At 58.9% G+C, this 16,416-nt stretch carries 15 protein-coding genes; 8 read left to right on the top strand and 7 right to left on the bottom strand.

Annotated features, from left to right (window positions below):
• Positions 1 to 237 precede the first annotated feature (237 nt).
• Positions 238 to 2,376, top strand: coding sequence for a catalase HPII (gene katE / locus PSH65_RS00330; RefSeq protein ID WP_305424439.1), 2,139 nt, complete (start codon positions 238 to 240; stop codon positions 2,374 to 2,376).
• Between the two features lie 109 nt (positions 2,377 to 2,485).
• On the opposite strand, the gene PSH65_RS00325 is transcribed toward katE, so the two are convergent.
• The 4 genes from PSH65_RS00325 to zur are packed head-to-tail and all read right to left on the bottom strand — an operon-like array spanning position 2,486 to position 5,282.
• A complete protein-coding gene (locus PSH65_RS00325) occupies positions 2,486 to 3,202 on the bottom strand; it encodes a PA5502 family lipoprotein (protein WP_305424438.1) in 717 nt (238 codons plus the stop codon).
• 37 nt (positions 3,203 to 3,239) lie between these two features.
• On the bottom strand, positions 3,240 to 4,028 hold the full coding sequence (znuB, locus tag PSH65_RS00320; RefSeq protein ID WP_305424437.1) for a zinc ABC transporter permease subunit ZnuB: 789 nt from the start codon (positions 4,026 to 4,028) through the stop codon (positions 3,240 to 3,242).
• Positions 4,021 to 4,800, bottom strand: a complete 780-nt coding sequence (znuC, locus tag PSH65_RS00315; RefSeq protein ID WP_008076246.1) for a zinc ABC transporter ATP-binding protein ZnuC — start codon at positions 4,798 to 4,800, stop codon at positions 4,021 to 4,023. The genes znuB and znuC overlap by 8 nt, the downstream gene beginning before the upstream one ends.
• Complete coding sequence (gene zur / locus PSH65_RS00310; RefSeq protein ID WP_007902861.1) at positions 4,800 to 5,282, bottom strand: zinc uptake transcriptional repressor Zur; 483 nt, start codon at positions 5,280 to 5,282, stop codon at positions 4,800 to 4,802. The genes znuC and zur overlap by 1 nt, the downstream gene beginning before the upstream one ends.
• A 66-nt stretch (positions 5,283 to 5,348) precedes the next feature.
• Here zur and PSH65_RS00305 point away from each other — a divergent pair, with 66 nt between their 5' ends.
• On the top strand, positions 5,349 to 6,269 hold the full coding sequence (locus PSH65_RS00305) for a zinc ABC transporter substrate-binding protein (protein ID WP_305424436.1): 921 nt from the start codon (positions 5,349 to 5,351) through the stop codon (positions 6,267 to 6,269).
• 117 nt (positions 6,270 to 6,386) lie between these two features.
• On the opposite strand, the gene PSH65_RS00300 is transcribed toward PSH65_RS00305, so the two are convergent.
• The gene (locus PSH65_RS00300) at positions 6,387 to 7,337 is read right to left on the bottom strand and encodes a homoserine kinase (protein WP_253545653.1); all 951 of its coding nucleotides are present in this window, start codon (positions 7,335 to 7,337) and stop codon (positions 6,387 to 6,389) included.
• Between the two features lie 59 nt (positions 7,338 to 7,396).
• Entirely contained in the window at positions 7,397 to 7,684 is a 288-nt protein-coding gene (locus PSH65_RS00295; protein WP_305424435.1) for a DUF2782 domain-containing protein, read from the bottom strand.
• 74 nt (positions 7,685 to 7,758) lie between these two features.
• Between PSH65_RS00295 and polA the strand changes: the two genes are divergently transcribed.
• A complete protein-coding gene (gene polA, locus PSH65_RS00290; protein WP_305424434.1) occupies positions 7,759 to 10,527 on the top strand; it encodes a DNA polymerase I in 2,769 nt (922 codons plus the stop codon).
• Between the two features lie 300 nt (positions 10,528 to 10,827).
• Here polA and yihA read toward each other — a convergent pair whose 3' ends face one another.
• Positions 10,828 to 11,469 carry a ribosome biogenesis GTP-binding protein YihA/YsxC gene (gene yihA / locus PSH65_RS00285; RefSeq protein WP_038980342.1) on the bottom strand — a complete coding sequence of 214 codons (642 nt, stop codon included), beginning with the start codon at positions 11,467 to 11,469 and terminating at the stop codon, positions 10,828 to 10,830.
• A 191-nt stretch (positions 11,470 to 11,660) separates the two neighbouring features.
• Here yihA and PSH65_RS00280 point away from each other — a divergent pair, with 191 nt between their 5' ends.
• From PSH65_RS00280 to PSH65_RS00260, 5 genes are all read left to right on the top strand, one after another.
• Positions 11,661 to 11,951, top strand: coding sequence for a cytochrome c5 family protein (locus tag PSH65_RS00280; RefSeq protein WP_038980343.1), 291 nt, complete (start codon positions 11,661 to 11,663; stop codon positions 11,949 to 11,951).
• Positions 11,952 to 11,997: 46 nt separating this feature from the next.
• Entirely contained in the window at positions 11,998 to 12,609 is a 612-nt protein-coding gene (locus tag PSH65_RS00275; RefSeq protein ID WP_205888941.1) for a cytochrome c4, read from the top strand.
• A 197-nt stretch (positions 12,610 to 12,806) separates the two neighbouring features.
• The gene (locus tag PSH65_RS00270) at positions 12,807 to 13,448 is read left to right on the top strand and encodes a thiol:disulfide interchange protein DsbA/DsbL (protein WP_305424433.1); all 642 of its coding nucleotides are present in this window, start codon (positions 12,807 to 12,809) and stop codon (positions 13,446 to 13,448) included.
• A gap of 14 nt (positions 13,449 to 13,462) precedes the next feature.
• Complete coding sequence (locus tag PSH65_RS00265) at positions 13,463 to 14,323, top strand: endonuclease/exonuclease/phosphatase family protein (protein ID WP_305424432.1); 861 nt, start codon at positions 13,463 to 13,465, stop codon at positions 14,321 to 14,323.
• The gene (locus tag PSH65_RS00260; RefSeq protein ID WP_305424431.1) at positions 14,324 to 16,351 is read left to right on the top strand and encodes a diguanylate cyclase; all 2,028 of its coding nucleotides are present in this window, start codon (positions 14,324 to 14,326) and stop codon (positions 16,349 to 16,351) included. It begins immediately after the preceding gene.
• The last annotated feature ends 65 nt before the right edge of the window (positions 16,352 to 16,416 follow it).

The raw sequence follows: 16,416 nt of genomic DNA, 5'->3' as shown, positions 1-16,416 counted from the left end.
AAAGGATCAGCGGTTAGCCGGGCGCGCATTTTAGCCTGTCCGTATAGAGGTTCTTAGCATTTATTTCGCATTCAACCAGCGATTTGGCAATAACGCGATCAAAGGTCAGAAAAAAGGAACGGCGCCAACTCCCCATCGGTCACTGATTAAGCAACTCGAGAATGCCTGGATGCCGTGTCTGGGCAATGGCCCATAAGCCTTGGCCCGGCGGGAATCGCCACGAGGAGTTTACGTCTGATGAGTACTAAAAAGCCTGCAGCCCCCCAAAGCGCACTGGCCGGGACCGATACCCTAGACCGCAGTAACACCAACGCCAAGCTCGACAGCCTGGAAAAATTTCGCTCCGACGCCACCGAGCAGGCCTTGCGCACCAACCAGGGCGTGAAGGTCGCGGACAATCAGAACACGTTGAAGGGCGGTGCCCGCGGGCCGTCATTGCTGGAAGACTTCATCATGCGTGAAAAGATCACGCACTTTGACCATGAACGCATTCCCGAGCGCATCGTCCATGCCCGCGGCACCGGCGCCCATGGTTACTTCCAGGCGTACGAAACCCATTCCGTACTGACCAAGGCCGGGTTCCTACAAGACCCACATCAAAAGACTCCGGTTTTTGTGCGCTTTTCCACGGTGCAAGGTCCGCGCGGATCAGGCGATACCGTGCGGGACGTACGAGGTTTCGCGGTGAAATTTTTCACCGACGAAGGCAACTTCGATCTGGTGGGCAACAACATGCCGGTGTTCTTCATTCAGGATGCGATCAAATTTCCTGACTTCGTCCATGCGGTAAAACCCGAACCCCACAACGAGATTCCTACCGGTGGTTCGGCCCACGATACTTTCTGGGACTTTGTTTCTCTGGTGCCGGAATCCGCGCACATGGTGATGTGGACCATGTCCGACCGGGCAATTCCCAAAAGCCTGCGCACCATGCAAGGCTTCGGCGTGCACACGTTTCGCATGATCAATGCCGAAGGCAAAGCACGCTTCGTAAAATTCCACTGGCGCCCCGCCGCCGGCACCTGCTCGCTGGTGTGGGATGAGGCGCAGAAGCTTGCCGGTAAAGACACCGACTTCCACCGTCGTGATCTCTGGGAGTCCATCGAGATGGGGGACTACCCGGAATGGGAGTTGGGCGTACAGGTCATCGAGGAGGAAAACGAACATGCCTTCGATTTCGACCTTCTCGACCCAACCAAAATCATTCCCGAGGAAGTCGTCCCTATCACTCCGCTGGGCAAGATGGTGCTCAACCGCAACCCGGACAACTTCTTCGCCGAGACCGAGCAGGTTGCCTTCTGCCCCGGGCATATCGTGCCGGGGATCGACTTCTCCAATGACCCGTTACTGCAAGGGCGGCTGTTTTCCTACACCGATACGCAGATCAGCCGACTGGGTGGGCCGAATTTTCATGAGATCCCGATCAACCGTCCGGTGTCGCCATTCCACAACGGTCAACGGGATGCGCAGCACCGCACCACCATCGACAAGGGACGCGCCTCTTACGAGCCGAACTCTATCGACAGCGGCTGGCCGAAGGAAACCCCACCGGCAGCGCAGGACGGCGGCTTCGAGACTTATCCGGAGCGCATCGATGCTGCGAAAATCCGTCAGCGCAGCGAGTCGTTCAGCGACCATTTCTCCCAAGCACGGCTGTTCTTCCACAGCATGAGCAAGCACGAACAGGAACACATCATCGCGGCTTACAGCTTTGAGCTGGGCAAGGTCGAACGCGAATTTATTCGTGCGCGGCAGGTGAATGAGATCCTGGCCAATATCGATCTGGAACTGGCCAAACGCGTGGCACAGAACCTGGGCTTGCCGGTACCGAAGGCCGGCACGGTCGAGGTGCGCAAAACTTCACTCGACCACTCCCCCGCCCTGAGCCAGGCCAACCTGCTGTCAGGGGATATCAAAACCCGAAAAGTGGCCATTCTGGCGGCCAACGGGGTGGATGGCGCGGCGATTGAATCGATGAAAAAGGCTCTGATGGCCGAAGGCGCGCACGCCAAACTGCTTGGCCCGACCTCGGCCCCCGTGACAACCGCCGATGGCAAAGCGCTGCCGGTGGATGCGTCGATGGAAGGTTCACCGTCGGTGGCATTTGACGCGGTGTTCGTACCGGGTGGCGCGGCGTCGATCAAGGCGCTGAGTAACGACGGTGTAGCGCTGCATTACCTGCTGGAGGCGTACAAGCATTTGAAGGCAATCGCGTTGCATGGCGAAGCGAGGCAGTTGCTGGATGTGTTGAAGCTGGAGGCTGATGCGGGGCTGATCGTGGGTAACGATGCCAAGCTGTTCAAGGCGTTTTTTGCCGCGATCGGGCAGCATCGGGTGTGGGATAGGGAGCCTAAGGCCAAGGCGGTTCCGGCTTAAGATTTTTTTCGTTAGGAAGGGCGCCTTCGCGGGCAAGCTTCACTCCAGGGTCGGTGTCGATTTCAAAATCAACGCGAACCTGCAGGAGCGAGGCTTGCCCGCGAAGCTTTTAAGGCTTGCGTGGACTCAGAACCATCTGCGCCGGAATGTTGCGCAGAATCTGTTTCTCCAGCTTCAGATCAAACTCCGAATCCAGCTTCTTCACCCGTTTGGTCAGCAGCGTGGCCAGCCATGGGTAATCCTGGGTGCGCGGCACCTGAATGCTCACGTCGCACTGATAATTCACCACATCGGCGGCGATGGCATCCAGTTGACGACGAAGCTTGCTCATATCGGTGAGGTTCAATGCGACCGTGGTGCTTTCAGCCGTCGGGTCGATGACTTTGGCTTGAGGCTTGGCTTCGGCAGCCTTGAGCGCCGCTTCGGCTTTATCCAGTTCCGCCTTGCGGGCATGGACAATGGCGCTGTTGACGCCACCGGTTAGCGCCGGGGCCTTGGGCATCAATACCCGGGCACGGCTGAGGGCGGTGGCTGCTGCATTCACATCACCTTTTTGCAACACGATCTGGCTACGCAACAAATAAGCCTCAGCCAATTGCCGCTGGTATTGCTCGAGGGATTGATCGTTGGGCGACTCGGCCTGCAAGGCTGCCAATTGTCCTTCGGCAGTGGCCAGCTCGCTGCTGGCCAGGCTTTGTTCCAGCTGTGCGATAGCCGTGGCCCGTGCATCGGGGGCCTCGATGGCCGCCGGTGGCGTGCTTTGGCAAGCGCCCAGTAGCAGCGAAAATGCGACAAGGAGCAGATAACGGGAGGCGAACAGCTTCATTCCTGCGACTCTCTATTTGCGCAAAAAACGAGCAAGTCTACACCCCTCGACGGGGCAGGACAAAACTCAGCAGAAACAGTGCGGCAGCCGTCACCACAATCGACGGGCCGGCCGGGGTGTCCTTGAACCAGGACAACGCCAGCCCGCCACACACCGCGAGCATGCCCAGCAGGCTCGCGCCCAGTGCCATCTGCTCCGGCGAGCGGGCGTGACGCTGTGCCGCAGCCGCCGGAATAATCAGTAACGAAGTAATCAGCAACACGCCGACGATTTTCATTGCCACCGCGATCACCACAGCGATCAGCAACATCAGGGCCAGGCGCAACGCCGCCACTGGCAAACCTTCCACTTTGGCCAGTTCTTCGTGCACCGTAATCGCCAGCAAAGGTCGCCACAGCGTGACCAGCAATGTCAGCACCGCCGCGCTACCGCCGAGGATCCAGGCCAGATCGGTCGGACTGATCGCCAGCAAGTCGCCGAACAGATAGGCCATCAGGTCGATCCGCACTTCATGCATGAAGCTTAGTACCACAAGACCCAGAGAGAGCGTGCTCGGTGCGAGAATTCCCAAAAGCGTGTCGGACGCCAGTGGCTGCCGTTGTTGCAACGTCACCAGCAATACCGCCAGCAACAAGCAGCCTACAGTAACGGCAACGGTCGGGCTGACATCCAGCAGAAAACCCAACGCCACGCCGAGCAATGCGGCGTGGGACAGCGTGTCGCCGAAATAGGCCATGCGCCGCCAGACCACGAACGAACCCAACGGGCCCGCGACCAGCGCCAGGGCCAGACCTGCAAGCAGGGCATAAAGCAGAAAATCAGCCATGCTTACAGCTATCTCCATGAACGTGAGTCGACGGGACCGCGCTGACCACCGAGCCATGCAGGTCGTGGGCGTGGTCGTGATGGTGGTGATATATCGCCAGGCTTTGTGCGTTTTTTCCGAACAGCTCGACGAATGCCGGATCGCCGCTGACCTGCTCGGGATGCCCGGAACAGCAGACATGGCGATTCAGGCACACCACCTGATCGGTGGTGCTCATCACCAGATGCAAATCGTGAGAGACCATCAAAACGCCGCAACCATGACGGTCGCGCAAGCGTGTTATCAGGCTGTAGAGCTCGGCTTGACCGGCCACATCGACACCTTGCACCGGTTCATCAAGCACCAGCAATTCCGGCTCGCGCAACAGTGCCCGAGCCAGCAGCACCCGCTGCATTTCGCCACCGGAAACACTTTGCACCGGGCTGTCGATGACCTGTTCGGCACCGACTTCCTTGAGGGCCGCCAAGGCGCGAGCGCGGTCCACGCCCGGCACCAGACGCAAGAAGCGCAGCACCGACAGCGGCAGGGTCGGATCGACATGGAGTTTTTGCGGCATGTAACCGACGCGCAACTTCGGCTTGCGCCAGACGCTGCCGCTGTCCGGCTTCAACAGACCGAGCACCGCGCGCACCAGCGTGGTTTTGCCGGCACCGTTGGGGCCGATCAAGGTGACGATCTGCCCCGGCTCGACGCTCAGCTCGATGTTGTCCAGCACGTTTTGCCCGGCAAAGGTGACAGCCACCTGCTCGAGGCGAATCAGCGCGTTGCTCATCAAGCCCCCTGGCAACCCGAGCAGAGACCGATCACTTCAACGGTCTGGGCCTCGACGATAAATCCGACATCTTTGGCGCTATTGATGATCGCGTCGCTGATGGATTTCTGTTCGAGTTCGATGGCGGCGTGGCATTCGCGGCAGATCAGGAACTGGCCCTGGTGAGCGTGTTCCGGGTGATTACAGCCGACAAAGGCGTTCAGCGAGGAGATGCGGTGTACCAGGCCGTTTTCCAGCAGGAAATCCAGCGCGCGGTACACGGTTGGAGGCGCGGCGCGGCGGCCGTCCTGCTCGCTGAGCACCGCCAGAATGTCGTAGGCACCCAGCGGTTTGTGGCTTTGCCATACCAGTTCCAGCACCCGCCGGCGCAAAGCGGTCAGGCGCAGCCCCTGACGTGCGCACAAGGCATCGGCCTCAGACAATGCGCTATGCACGCAATGAGAGTGGTCGTGGGGACGGCTGGCAATCGGTGTTTTAGGCATGAGCGGCGACGAGTTTTGTGAGAGACGTTATTATGTTACCCGTTCTCGCCTCTTCGAGTGGTCATCGTGTCCCGACTTTTTTCTATCTTTGTCGCATTTGTCGCAAGTTTTCTGCTGATCGGCTCAGCTCAAGCCGAGGTCAAAGTCCTCACCAGCGTCAAACCCCTGCAGCTGATAGCCGCAGCGGTGCAGGACGGCGTAGCGGTTCCGGAAGTCTTGCTGCCGCCCGGCACCTCGCCCCATAACTACGCCTTGCGCCCTTCCGACGTACGGAAAGTGCAATCGGTGGATCTGGTGTACTGGATCGGCCCGGACATGGAAGGTTTTCTGCCTCGCGTACTGAAAGGTCGTACGCTGCCGAGCGTTGCGGTGCAGGATTTGCCTGGCCTGAAACTGCGACACTTCGCCGAAGATAACCACTCTCACGCCGAAGAAGCCGACGAGCATGACCACGATCACCGCCCCGGCAGCCTGGATGCACACTTGTGGTTGTCACCGATCAACGCCCGAGTGATCGCCAGCAAAATGGCCACCGACCTCAGCGCGGCCGATCCGGCCAACGCGGCGCGCTACCAGAGCAACCTGAAGGCATTCGACGAGCGTCTGGATGCTTTGGACCTGCGCCTGAAAGCCCGTCTGGCGGGTATCGCGGGTAAGCCTTATTTCGTGTTCCACGAAGCCTTCGACTACTTCGAAGACGCTTATGGCCTCAAGCACACCGGCGTGTTCAGTGTCGCTGCCGAAGTGCAGCCCGGTGCCCAACATGTGGCAGCGATGCGCACCCGGTTGCAGGAAGTCGGCAAGACTTGCGTGTTCAGCGAACCTCCGCTGCGCCCACGCCTGGCAGAAACCCTGGTGGCCGGGCTGCCGGTGAAACTGGCGGAACTGGATGCGCTGGGCGGATACACGCCAGCGACCGCTCAGGGCTATGAGCAATTGCTGGAAAAGCTGGGGAATGATTTGGCGGGGTGTCTGGAGTCGTTGTAGTTCCGAAAATTGTGTCGCCCCAATCGCGGGCAAGCCACGCTCCCACAGGGTTTGTGTCGTTCGCCAATACTATGAACGACACAAACCCTGTGGGAGCGTGGCTTGCCCGCGATGCTTTTAGAGGGCGAAAGGCAACGGCGTGCTGACCTTCTGCCGTTGCGCCAGCCGCAGCTGAAACTCCATCGGATCGTGAATCAACACGTCCTGCCCGGCGAAAGACTCCGCGGCGATCAACCGCGACAACCAGAACCGCACGCACGCCACGCGCAGCATGGTCGGCCACAGCTCGGCTTCGGCAGCGGTAAACGGTCGCAGCGCGGCATAAGCACCCAGCAGCGCCCGCGCCCGAGCGCCATCAAGCTGCCCTTGCTCGTCCGAACACCAATCGTTCAAGGCAATCGCCACGTCGTAGAGCATCGGCCCCGAACAGGCGTTGTAGAAGTCGATCAACCCGGTCAGGTGCGTGCCTTCGAACATCGCATTATCGCGGAACAGGTCCGCATGGATGTTGGCCCGCGGCAGCGCCAGAATTTTCGTCTTCTGCTGTGTGATTTCATCCAGCGCCCGTTGCAGCAAATCGCTTTGCTCGGCATTCAGATGCGAAAGCAACTGCGTGCCCTCCTCCAGCATCCAGTCCAGGCCGCGATCGGTTTTGCGTTTGATCATGTTGGCCTGGGTCGCCAGGTGCAGATGAGCCAGCAGCTCGCCGACCTGAGCGCAATGCTGCGCGTTGGCATCCTTGATGTGCTTGCCCGCCAGACGTGGCTGCAGCAGCGCAGGTTTACCGGCCAGTTCGCGCAAGGCGACGCCGTCGGTGGTGCGCAGTGCATAAGGCACCGGCAGGTCGGCGTCGTGCAGCACGTCGAGCAGCTCGATGAAGAACGGCATCTCCTGCACCGGACCTCGCTCGACCAGGGTCAGGACAAACTCGCCCTGCTCCAGGCTGATAAAGAAATTGGTGTTTTCGCTACCGGCGGCGATCCCCTGGAAATCAAGCAGGCGGCCGAGCCCATAAGGGGCGAGAAAGGTTTCCAGCTCGGGCCGAGCCAGGGGGGTGAACACAGACATGGTTAAAACTGCCAGTACGGGCGCCGCGACTGCCAGCGCCAATTTAAGTTAGGAGCGGCTTACCACTCGAATATTTTCCACGACGGAATCAACATATCCGGCTGATCCGAGCGGATGAAGTTACCGTCCGAGCCATCAGCGCGCACAAGGAAATACGGTTTACCGACTTTCGGGGTCACCTTGATGGCATACAAAAAACCATTTTGCCGATACTCCTGAATGGTTTTGTCACCTTCCGTGCGGATTGTTACATCCGGGTCTGCCGAGGGCGCGTCATCCGCGGCCATGGCAGCCAAAGGAGTGATTGCGAACAAGCCAGCCAGCAACAAGCGATTTAGTGTGCGCATGATAACCTTGTCCCTTTGTCGTCAACGGTCCCGCTATTCTAGCGCCGGACCCGCCGAAAAGGTTGATCCTGCTCATGAGCCAAGCCCCCCTCGTCCTGGTGGACGGTTCTTCTTATCTGTACCGCGCCTTTCACGCGCTGCCACCGCTGACCACGTCCAAAGGCCTGCCGACCGGTGCGGTCAAGGGCGTCTTGAACATGCTCAAGAGTCTGCGCAAGCAGTACCCGGACAGCCCGTTCGCCGTGGTATTCGACGCCAAGGGCGGGACGTTCCGCGACGCGATGTTCGCCGAATACAAGGCCAATCGCCCAAGCATGCCTGACGATATGCGGGTCCAGATCGAGCCGCTGCACGCCAGCGTCAAGGCCCTGGGCTTTCCATTGCTGTGCGTGGACAACGTCGAAGCGGACGACGTGATCGGCACCTTGGCCCGCAGCAGCGCGGCCGCCGACCGTCCGGTGGTGATCTCCACCGGCGACAAGGACATGGCGCAACTGGTCGACGGGCACATTACCTTGGTCAATACGATGACCGGTAGCGCACTGGACGTAGAAGGCGTGAAGGAGAAATTCGGCGTCGCTCCCGAGCAGATCATCGATTATCTGGCACTGATGGGCGATTCGTCCGACAACATCCCGGGCGTTCCGGGCATCGGCCCCAAAACCGCTTCCGGCCTGCTGGTCGGCGTGAACGGCGGCCTGACCGAGCTCTATGCGCAGCTCGATATCGTCCCGACCCTGCCGATTCGCGGCGCCAAAACCCTGCCGGCCAAGCTCGAAGAGCATAAGGAGATGGCGTTCCTCTCCTATCAACTGGCAACCATCAAGATCGACGTACCGCTGGACATCGGTCTCGACGATCTGCAAATGGGTCCGCCAGATCACGACAAGCTCGCCGAGCTCTACACCCTGCTGGAATTCAAAAGCTGGTTCGAAGAAAACCAGCGCGACGCGAAGCGCTCGGGTCAGGACATTGTCGAGGTCGCCCAGGAACAGCCGGGTGCTGCCGAAGCGAAGTACGAAACCATCCTCGACCAGCAACACTTCGAGGCCTGGCTGGACAAGCTCGACAAGGCACCACTGATCGCCTTCGTCACCGAAGCCAATGGTACCGATGCTCAACATGCACAACTGGTGGGTCTGTCGTTTTCCGTCGCGGCCAACGAAGCGGCCTACATTCCGCTGACCCATTCCTACATGGGCGTGCCGGAGCAACTGGATCGCGACACCGTGCTGCTGGCGTTGAAACCGCTGCTGGAAAACCCGAATAAGCTGAAAGTCGGCCAGCATGCGAAATTCGAAACCAATATCCTCGCCAACTGCGCCATCGGTGGCGATCAGAGCAACGGGATTATTGTTCAGGGTATTGCCTACGACACTATGCTCGAGTCTTACGTCCTGGACTCGACGGCCACCCGCCACGACATGGACAGCCTGGCGCTCAAGTACCTGGGCCAAAGCAAGACCGATATTCAAGGAATCGCGGGCAAAGGCGTCAAACAGCTGACTTTCGACCAGATCTCTCTTGAGCTGGCGGGCCCCTATGCTGCCGAAGATGCCGATGTCACCTTCCAGCTGCACCAGGCTTTGCAGGAAAAACTGGCAGCAACGCCAAGCCTGTGCAAAGTGCTCAACGAGATTGAAATGCCGCTGATGCCGGTTCTGGCCCGAATCGAACGCCAAGGCGCACTCGTAGATGCCAACCTGCTCGGCATCCAGAGCGTCGAACTGGGCGAGAAACTGGTCGCCCTTGAGCGTGAGGCGTTCGCCATTGCCGGTGAAGAATTCAACCTGGGTTCGCCGAAGCAACTGGGCGTGATCCTCTACGAAAAACTCGGTTTGCCTGTACTTAGCAAAACCGCCAAGGGCCAGGCCTCGACCGCCGAAGCGGTGTTGGCTGAGTTGGCCGAACAAGACTACCCGCTGCCCAAGGTGCTGATGCAATACCGCTCGCTGAGCAAACTCAAAAGCACCTACACCGACCGTTTGCCTGAGCAGATCAACGCTCGTACCGGGCGCATTCATACGTCTTACCAGCAAGCCGTCGCCGCCACCGGACGCTTATCGTCGATCGACCCGAACCTGCAGAACATTCCGATTCGCACTGCCGAAGGTCGGCGGATTCGTCAGGCGTTCGTCGCGCCGAAAGGCTACAAGTTGCTGGCCGCGGACTACTCGCAAATCGAACTGCGGATCATGGCGCATCTGGCCAAGGATGAAGGCTTGTTGCATGCCTTCCGCAACAACCTCGATGTACACCGCGCCACGGCCGCAGAGGTGTTTGGCGTCGAACTGGACGCGGTCACTAACGATCAGCGTCGTAGCGCGAAAGCCATCAACTTCGGTTTGATCTACGGCATGAGCGCGTTTGGCCTGGCCAAGCAGATCGGCGTTGACCGCAAACAGTCCCAAGCCTACATCGACCGCTACTTCGCCCGTTATCCCGGCGTCCTGGAATACATGGAGCGCACGCGCGCCCAGGCCGCCGAGCAGGGTTTCGTCGAAACCATCTTTGGTCGTCGTTTGTACCTGCCGGAAATCAACGCGAAAAACCAGGCCCTGCGCAAAGCAGCGGAGCGCACGGCAATCAACGCCCCGATGCAAGGCACCGCGGCGGACATCATCAAGAAAGCCATGGTAACGGTAGATAACTGGCTGACATCGTCAGGTCTGGACGCCAAAGTCATCCTGCAAGTACACGATGAATTGGTGCTTGAGGTGCGTGAGGATCTGATCGACCAGGTGCGTGAGGATATTCGCGTACACATGAGCAGCGCAGCACAGCTGGATGTACCGCTTCTGGTCGAGGTGGGCATAGGCAACAACTGGGATGAAGCGCACTGATCGGTATGAAAGACGCCTGTGCTGCGGCCTAATGCCGCAGCACAAAATAACGAAGGGCTATAGTGCGGAAAATGACGTCGATTATTTCCAATAGTTTTTGAAAATAGTCTGAACTAAATCCGTGAACCGCCACTCAGAGATACTGAATGGCTGGTGAAGCCCTTCGATGCTCCTATGTTGTGTTAAGTGTTGGCAGATATCTGGACCCCGCCCTAGCGGTCCGGAGCTTGAACCCCGGAACTTCTCCCTCCCCATATGAAGTCCGGGGTTTTTTTTGCCTGGCTTTTCACCTGTAAAGTCTTACTCGGCAGTCTCGCTGCCCTTGTCCGCCAACTCCATCCAGCCCGCCAGTACAGTGTAGGCGTCTTCCAGGCCCATGCGTTTGGGTGCCGAAAACAGCTGGATAGTGATCGAATCGCCCCAGCCCTTGCGGATTTCCGCCTGAACCTTGAGCAATGCGTTTTTTGCCGCACCGTAGGTCAGCTTGTCTGCCTTGGTCAGCAAAATATGCATCGGCATGCCACTGGCGATGGCCCAATCGAGCATCAGCAGGTCGAAATCGGTCATTGGATGACGGATGTCCATCATCAGAATCAAACCTTTCAAACTCTCGCGACCGCCCAGATAGGCTTCGAGGTGACGCTGCCAGTGCAGCTTCAACGGGATCGGCACTTTCGCGTAACCGTAACCCGGCAGGTCGACCAAACGGCGTTCATCGTCTAGCTTGAAGAAGTTCAACAGCTGTGTGCGACCCGGTGTTTTCGAGGTCCGCGCCAGGCTGGCGTGTGTCAGGGTGTTCAACGCGCTGGACTTGCCGGCGTTGGAACGCCCGGCGAAGGCCACTTCAAAGCCTTCGTCGTCGGGGCATTGGTCGACTTTGGCGGCGCTGAGCATGAAGGTGGACTGTTGGCACAGGCCGAGGATGGGGTTCTTGAGTTGCATGGGATTTCCGATGTGGGCGGCGCCGGGAATGGACGCGGCAAGCAGTGTCGTTTCCGTTTCAGTGACGCCAGTATATAATGCCGCAGATTTTGTGTGCGCTTTGTCCCAGCGTAGGATGAAGTTCACGAGAGCGATTAACCTTGATTGCGCATTAGAACGCAGCACGCTCTCAACCCTGAAAAGGTCGTTTTATGACGAAATGGCTGCTAGCTGCCGGTGTCTTGATGCCGCTTTACAGCGCTCAGGCTACACAGGATCCGGAAGCTGTGTACAACCGTGTTTGTGGTGCCTGTCATTCCGGCCAACTACCCATGGCGCCCCGCAAGGGCGATCAGGAAGCCTGGACGCCGAGATTGGCGAAAGGTATGGAGACGCTGGTGCAACACGTGACCCAGGGTTTCAAGGCGATGCCGCCGCGTGGTTTGTGCATGGACTGCAGTGCCGAGGATTACCGAGCCATCATCCACTGGATGAGCGAGTAAACCCGGCCCATAACTCTTTAACCCTTAGCCGTAGTTGGATTAGCTGATGAACAAATTGATCGTGAGTCTGCTGTTGACCGTGGGGATCTCCGGCATTGCCCATGCTGCAGGTGATGCGACTGCTGGTCAGGCGAAAGCCGCAGTATGTGGCGCCTGTCATGGCCCGGATGGCAATAGCATGGCGCCTAACTTTCCGAAACTGGCAGGTCAGGGCGAGCGTTATCTGAACAAGCAGCTGCACGACATCAAGTCCGGCAAACGCACGGTACTGGAAATGACCGGCCTGCTGACCAACCTGAGTGATCAGGACCTGGCCGATATCTCCGCCTACTTCGCCAGCCAGAAAGGCAGCGTCGGTGCCGCCGACCCGAAAGTCGTGGCTCGTGGTGAAGCACTGTTCCGTGGTGGCGATCTGGCCAAGGGCCTGCCTTCCTGCACCGGCTGCCATTCGCCTAATGGCACCGGCAACGCCGCAGCGGGCTTCCCGCATCTGGGCGGGCAACACGCTCAATATGTCGCCAAGCAACTGACCGAATTCCGCAAGGAAGAAGGCGGCCGCACCAACGACGGCGACACCAAACCGATGCAGAGCATCGCTAAAAAGCTCAGCGACGAAGATATCGCCGCAGTCTCCAGCTATATTCAAGGCTTGCACTAAGGCCTGTGATCGAGCGTTGTGAGTGATGTACGTCTCTTGCAACGTTAACACTCGATTAATCCGTCGATGCAAACATAAAAAGGGTAGCTTTGGCTGCCCTTTTTTGTGGCCGCTGCCGTTACACTACAAACTCAAGCCCGCCAGGATCTGTCTGAAAACAGGTCGCGCGAGGCGACCCAATTGTCCAGGAGTAAAGCATGCGTAATCTGATCATCAGCGCCGCGCTCGTCGCTGCCAGCCTGTTCGGCATGACTGCCCAAGCCGCCGAAAAACCTGAAGCACCCTATGTCGAGCTGAGCAATCCGGTCCCGGTGGCCGTGCCTGGCAAGATCGAAGTCGTGGAACTGTTCTGGTACGGCTGTCCGCATTGCTATGCCTTCGAACCCGTCGTTAACCCATGGGCTGAAAAACTGCCTGCCGACGTGAACTTCGTGCGGATTCCCGCCATGTTTGGCGGCCCGTGGGACGCACACGGCCAGATGTTCCTGACGCTTGAAGCCATGGGTGTCGAAAGCAAGGTTCACGCTGCAGTTTTCGAAGCGATTCAGAAAGAACACAAGAAACTGACCGACAAAGAAGACATGGCGGACTTCCTGGCGACCCAAGGAGTAGACAAGGATAAGTTCCTGGCCACCTTCGACTCCTTTGCCATCAAGGGCCAGATCAACAAAGCCAAAGAACTTGCAAAGAAATATGAAATCTCCGGCGTGCCTACCATGATCGTCAACGGCAAGTATCGCTTTGACATCGGCTCTGCCGGCGGTGCCGAACAAGCGCTGAAACTGGCCGACCAACTGGTTGCCAAAGAGCGAGCGGCAACCAAGGCCGTCGCCAACTAAGCGCGGCACCTGCCATGCGCCGCTGGGGAACTGAACGCATCGTTGGCCTGCATCACCCGCGGGTCAACGAGCATCACCTGGAATCGACGGGGTTGCCCGTGGACAACCGTCTGCGTTTGCTCAGTTTCAACATCCAGGTCGGTATCAGTACCGAGCGCTATCGGCACTATCTGACCCGCGGCTGGCAACATCTGTTGCCGCACACCGGGCGTGCCGACAATCTGCAAAAAATCGGTAATCTGCTGGGCGACTTCGACCTGGTCGCCTTGCAGGAAGCCGATGGCGGCAGCCTGCGATCAGGCTACGTCAATCAGGTCGAACACCTGGCGCAGCTCGGCGCCTTCCCTTATTGGTATCAACAACTCAATCGCAATCTCGGTCATCTCGGCCAACACAGCAATGGCGTGCTCAGCCGCCTGCGCCCGTGGGCGATCGAAGATCATCCGCTGCCAGGACCCAAGGGTCGCGGGGCCATTCTGGTGCGCTTCGGCGAAGGTCCGGAGGCACTCGTGGTAGTGATGATGCACCTGGCGCTGGGCGCTCGCGCCCGGAGCATGCAACTGGCTTACATCCGCGAGTTGATCGGCGGCTATAAACACCAGGTGCTGATGGGCGATATGAATACCCATGCCAGTGACTTGCTGCAAAACTCCCCGTTGCGTGATTTAGGCCTGCTCGCGCCGCAACTGGAAGCGACCTTTCCCAGCTGGCGCCCACAGCGCTGCCTGGACCATATTCTGCTCAGCCCCACCCTGACCCTTGAAAAAGTCGAAGTGCTGGCACATCCCATTTCCGATCACCTGCCGGTCGCGGTAGAGATTCGTCTGCCGGGTTCGCTCACGGCTGATGCATTGCCCGCGTTGAGTCCTGCCTGAATGAGCGACGAAGCACAGCGCTGGAAAGAGAAATACCTCAAAAGCATCGAGCAACAAGAAAAACTGGAACGTCGATGGGACGCCCGGCTTGATCTGCTGCGTCGTGGGTTGGTGCGCAGCACCCTGGCCGCAGAAGGTACTGATCGCGCCGTTGATCAATGCATGAAGGAAATGCGCGAAGTCGTCCGCACCGATGACATGGACGCCGGCCTGGCGGCCTTGCTGCCACGCCTGGAAAAGGCCGTGCTCGACTCCGAGCAACGCCGGGAAACCCGGGTCGATCAAGTCAGTGCCGCCCTGACGGCGCTGGTCTCTCAACTGCAAGCGCTGCCACTGCCCCGGGAAGTGAGCCGGCCACTGAAGAATTTCGCCAAGCAGCTGGACGGACGAGTGGGCCAGGCTCGCGAGATCCCGTTACTGCTCAGCGAACTGAGTGGCTTGCAAGGCAAAGCCTTGAACCTGCTGGAGAACCCTGCAGAGCCTGGTCGCCCGAGTTTGCTGCAACGCCTGTTCGGTAGGGAAACGGAAGAGACCGCGCCACAGGTCGCCGCCCCCGCATCGCCAATGCCTGCCCCGCAACCTGTCGAACCGGTTGCAGCAGCGGCCGAGCCCCCACAAGCGGTGATCAATCTCACGCCAGCCGCCCATAAACCGCAGGTGTTGCCAACAGTAGAAGCCGCCCTGCCCGCCGCTACGCGCCCTGAGCCAGTGCAAATTCAGGCACCAACAGCAATGGCACCTGCGGCTGAAGTCGTGGCGTTTGTCCCGCCCGTCCTTGAGCCAGAATCTACGGGCAGCCAAGTCCTGGAGTTACAAACCCGAGCGAATGTCGAGCAGACACAAGAGACGGCTCCAATGATCACCCTACCGGCCACTCAGGCTCCGTCGGCAATCAATCCCGATGAACTGACTCCGGAGACCATCGATCCAGAGCCGTCCGAGCACGATGTTCTGTATGCCCTGCCGGACTCGCCGGAGCCATCCTACAGCTCTGTCGCCAAGCACATCGAAGACACGCTGCTGGGTCTTCTCGATGACCTGGCACTGCCCGAACGCCATCGTCCGCAAGCCGAGGCGATGCGGGATCGCCTGCAAAATGGCTTGAACTGGTACGAATTGCTACCGATCCTCGATGACCTGGCAACGTTGATGCTAGCGATCACCGACAGCGGCCAACACGAATTCGAAGCGTATTTGCAGCAACTCAACGAACGCCTCGAGTCATTCCAGAGCAACTTGCAAGCCGCGAGCGACGGCCACGCCGACAACCGCTCGGCCGCGCGGGAAATGGACACACAGATTCGCGAGCAAGTTGACGGCTTGCAAAGCAGCATGCAGGAAGCGGCAGACCTTGATGATCTCAAGCATGTGCTGGAAAACCATCTCGAAGGCCTGCTCGGCACCATGGACCAACACCAGAAGCAGCGCGATGAGCGTGAGCAGGAAGTAGCAGCCCGCCTGCAAAGCCTGGCCGAAAGGGTTGCTCACATGGAGCAGGAAGCCCTGGGCTACCGCGAGCATCTCGAAGAGCAGCGCCAGAAGGCCTTGATCGATCCCTTGACCGGCCTGCCGAATCGAGCGGCCTGGAGCGAACGCCTGGAGCAGGAAATCGGTCAATGGCAACAACATGGCAATACCCTGTTGCTGGCAATGCTCGACCTCGACCATTTCAAACGCATCAATGACAACTACGGCCATCTGGCGGGCGACAAGGTGCTGAAAATCATCGCCAGCGTGCTACGCAAGCGTCTGCGGGGGACTGATTTCATTGCCCGATTTGGCGGTGAGGAATTTGTACTGTTGATGCCTGCCACACCACCTATGGCTGGCGCGAAGCTGCTGGAAGCGTTGCGCGCATCGATCGAAGCCTGCCCGTTCCACTTCAAGGGCGAGCGAGTCACTATCACCATTTCCATGGGACTGACCGCCTTCAGATCGGGCGAACATAGTGATCTGGTGCTTAAAAGAGCCGATCAGGCGCTATATCGGGCGAAAAATAATGGCCGGAATCGAATAGAACTGGGCTGATAGCTAATTGTTCCATTTTGTTTAAAACAGCATTTTTTGCCATCTGCGCGCAAGGCAATACCGTT

The organism is Pseudomonas sp. FP603 (genome assembly GCF_030687415.1).
Lineage (GTDB): Bacteria > Pseudomonadota > Gammaproteobacteria > Pseudomonadales > Pseudomonadaceae > Aquipseudomonas > Aquipseudomonas wuhanensis.
This window is presented reverse-complemented; position numbering and strand designations above follow the sequence as displayed.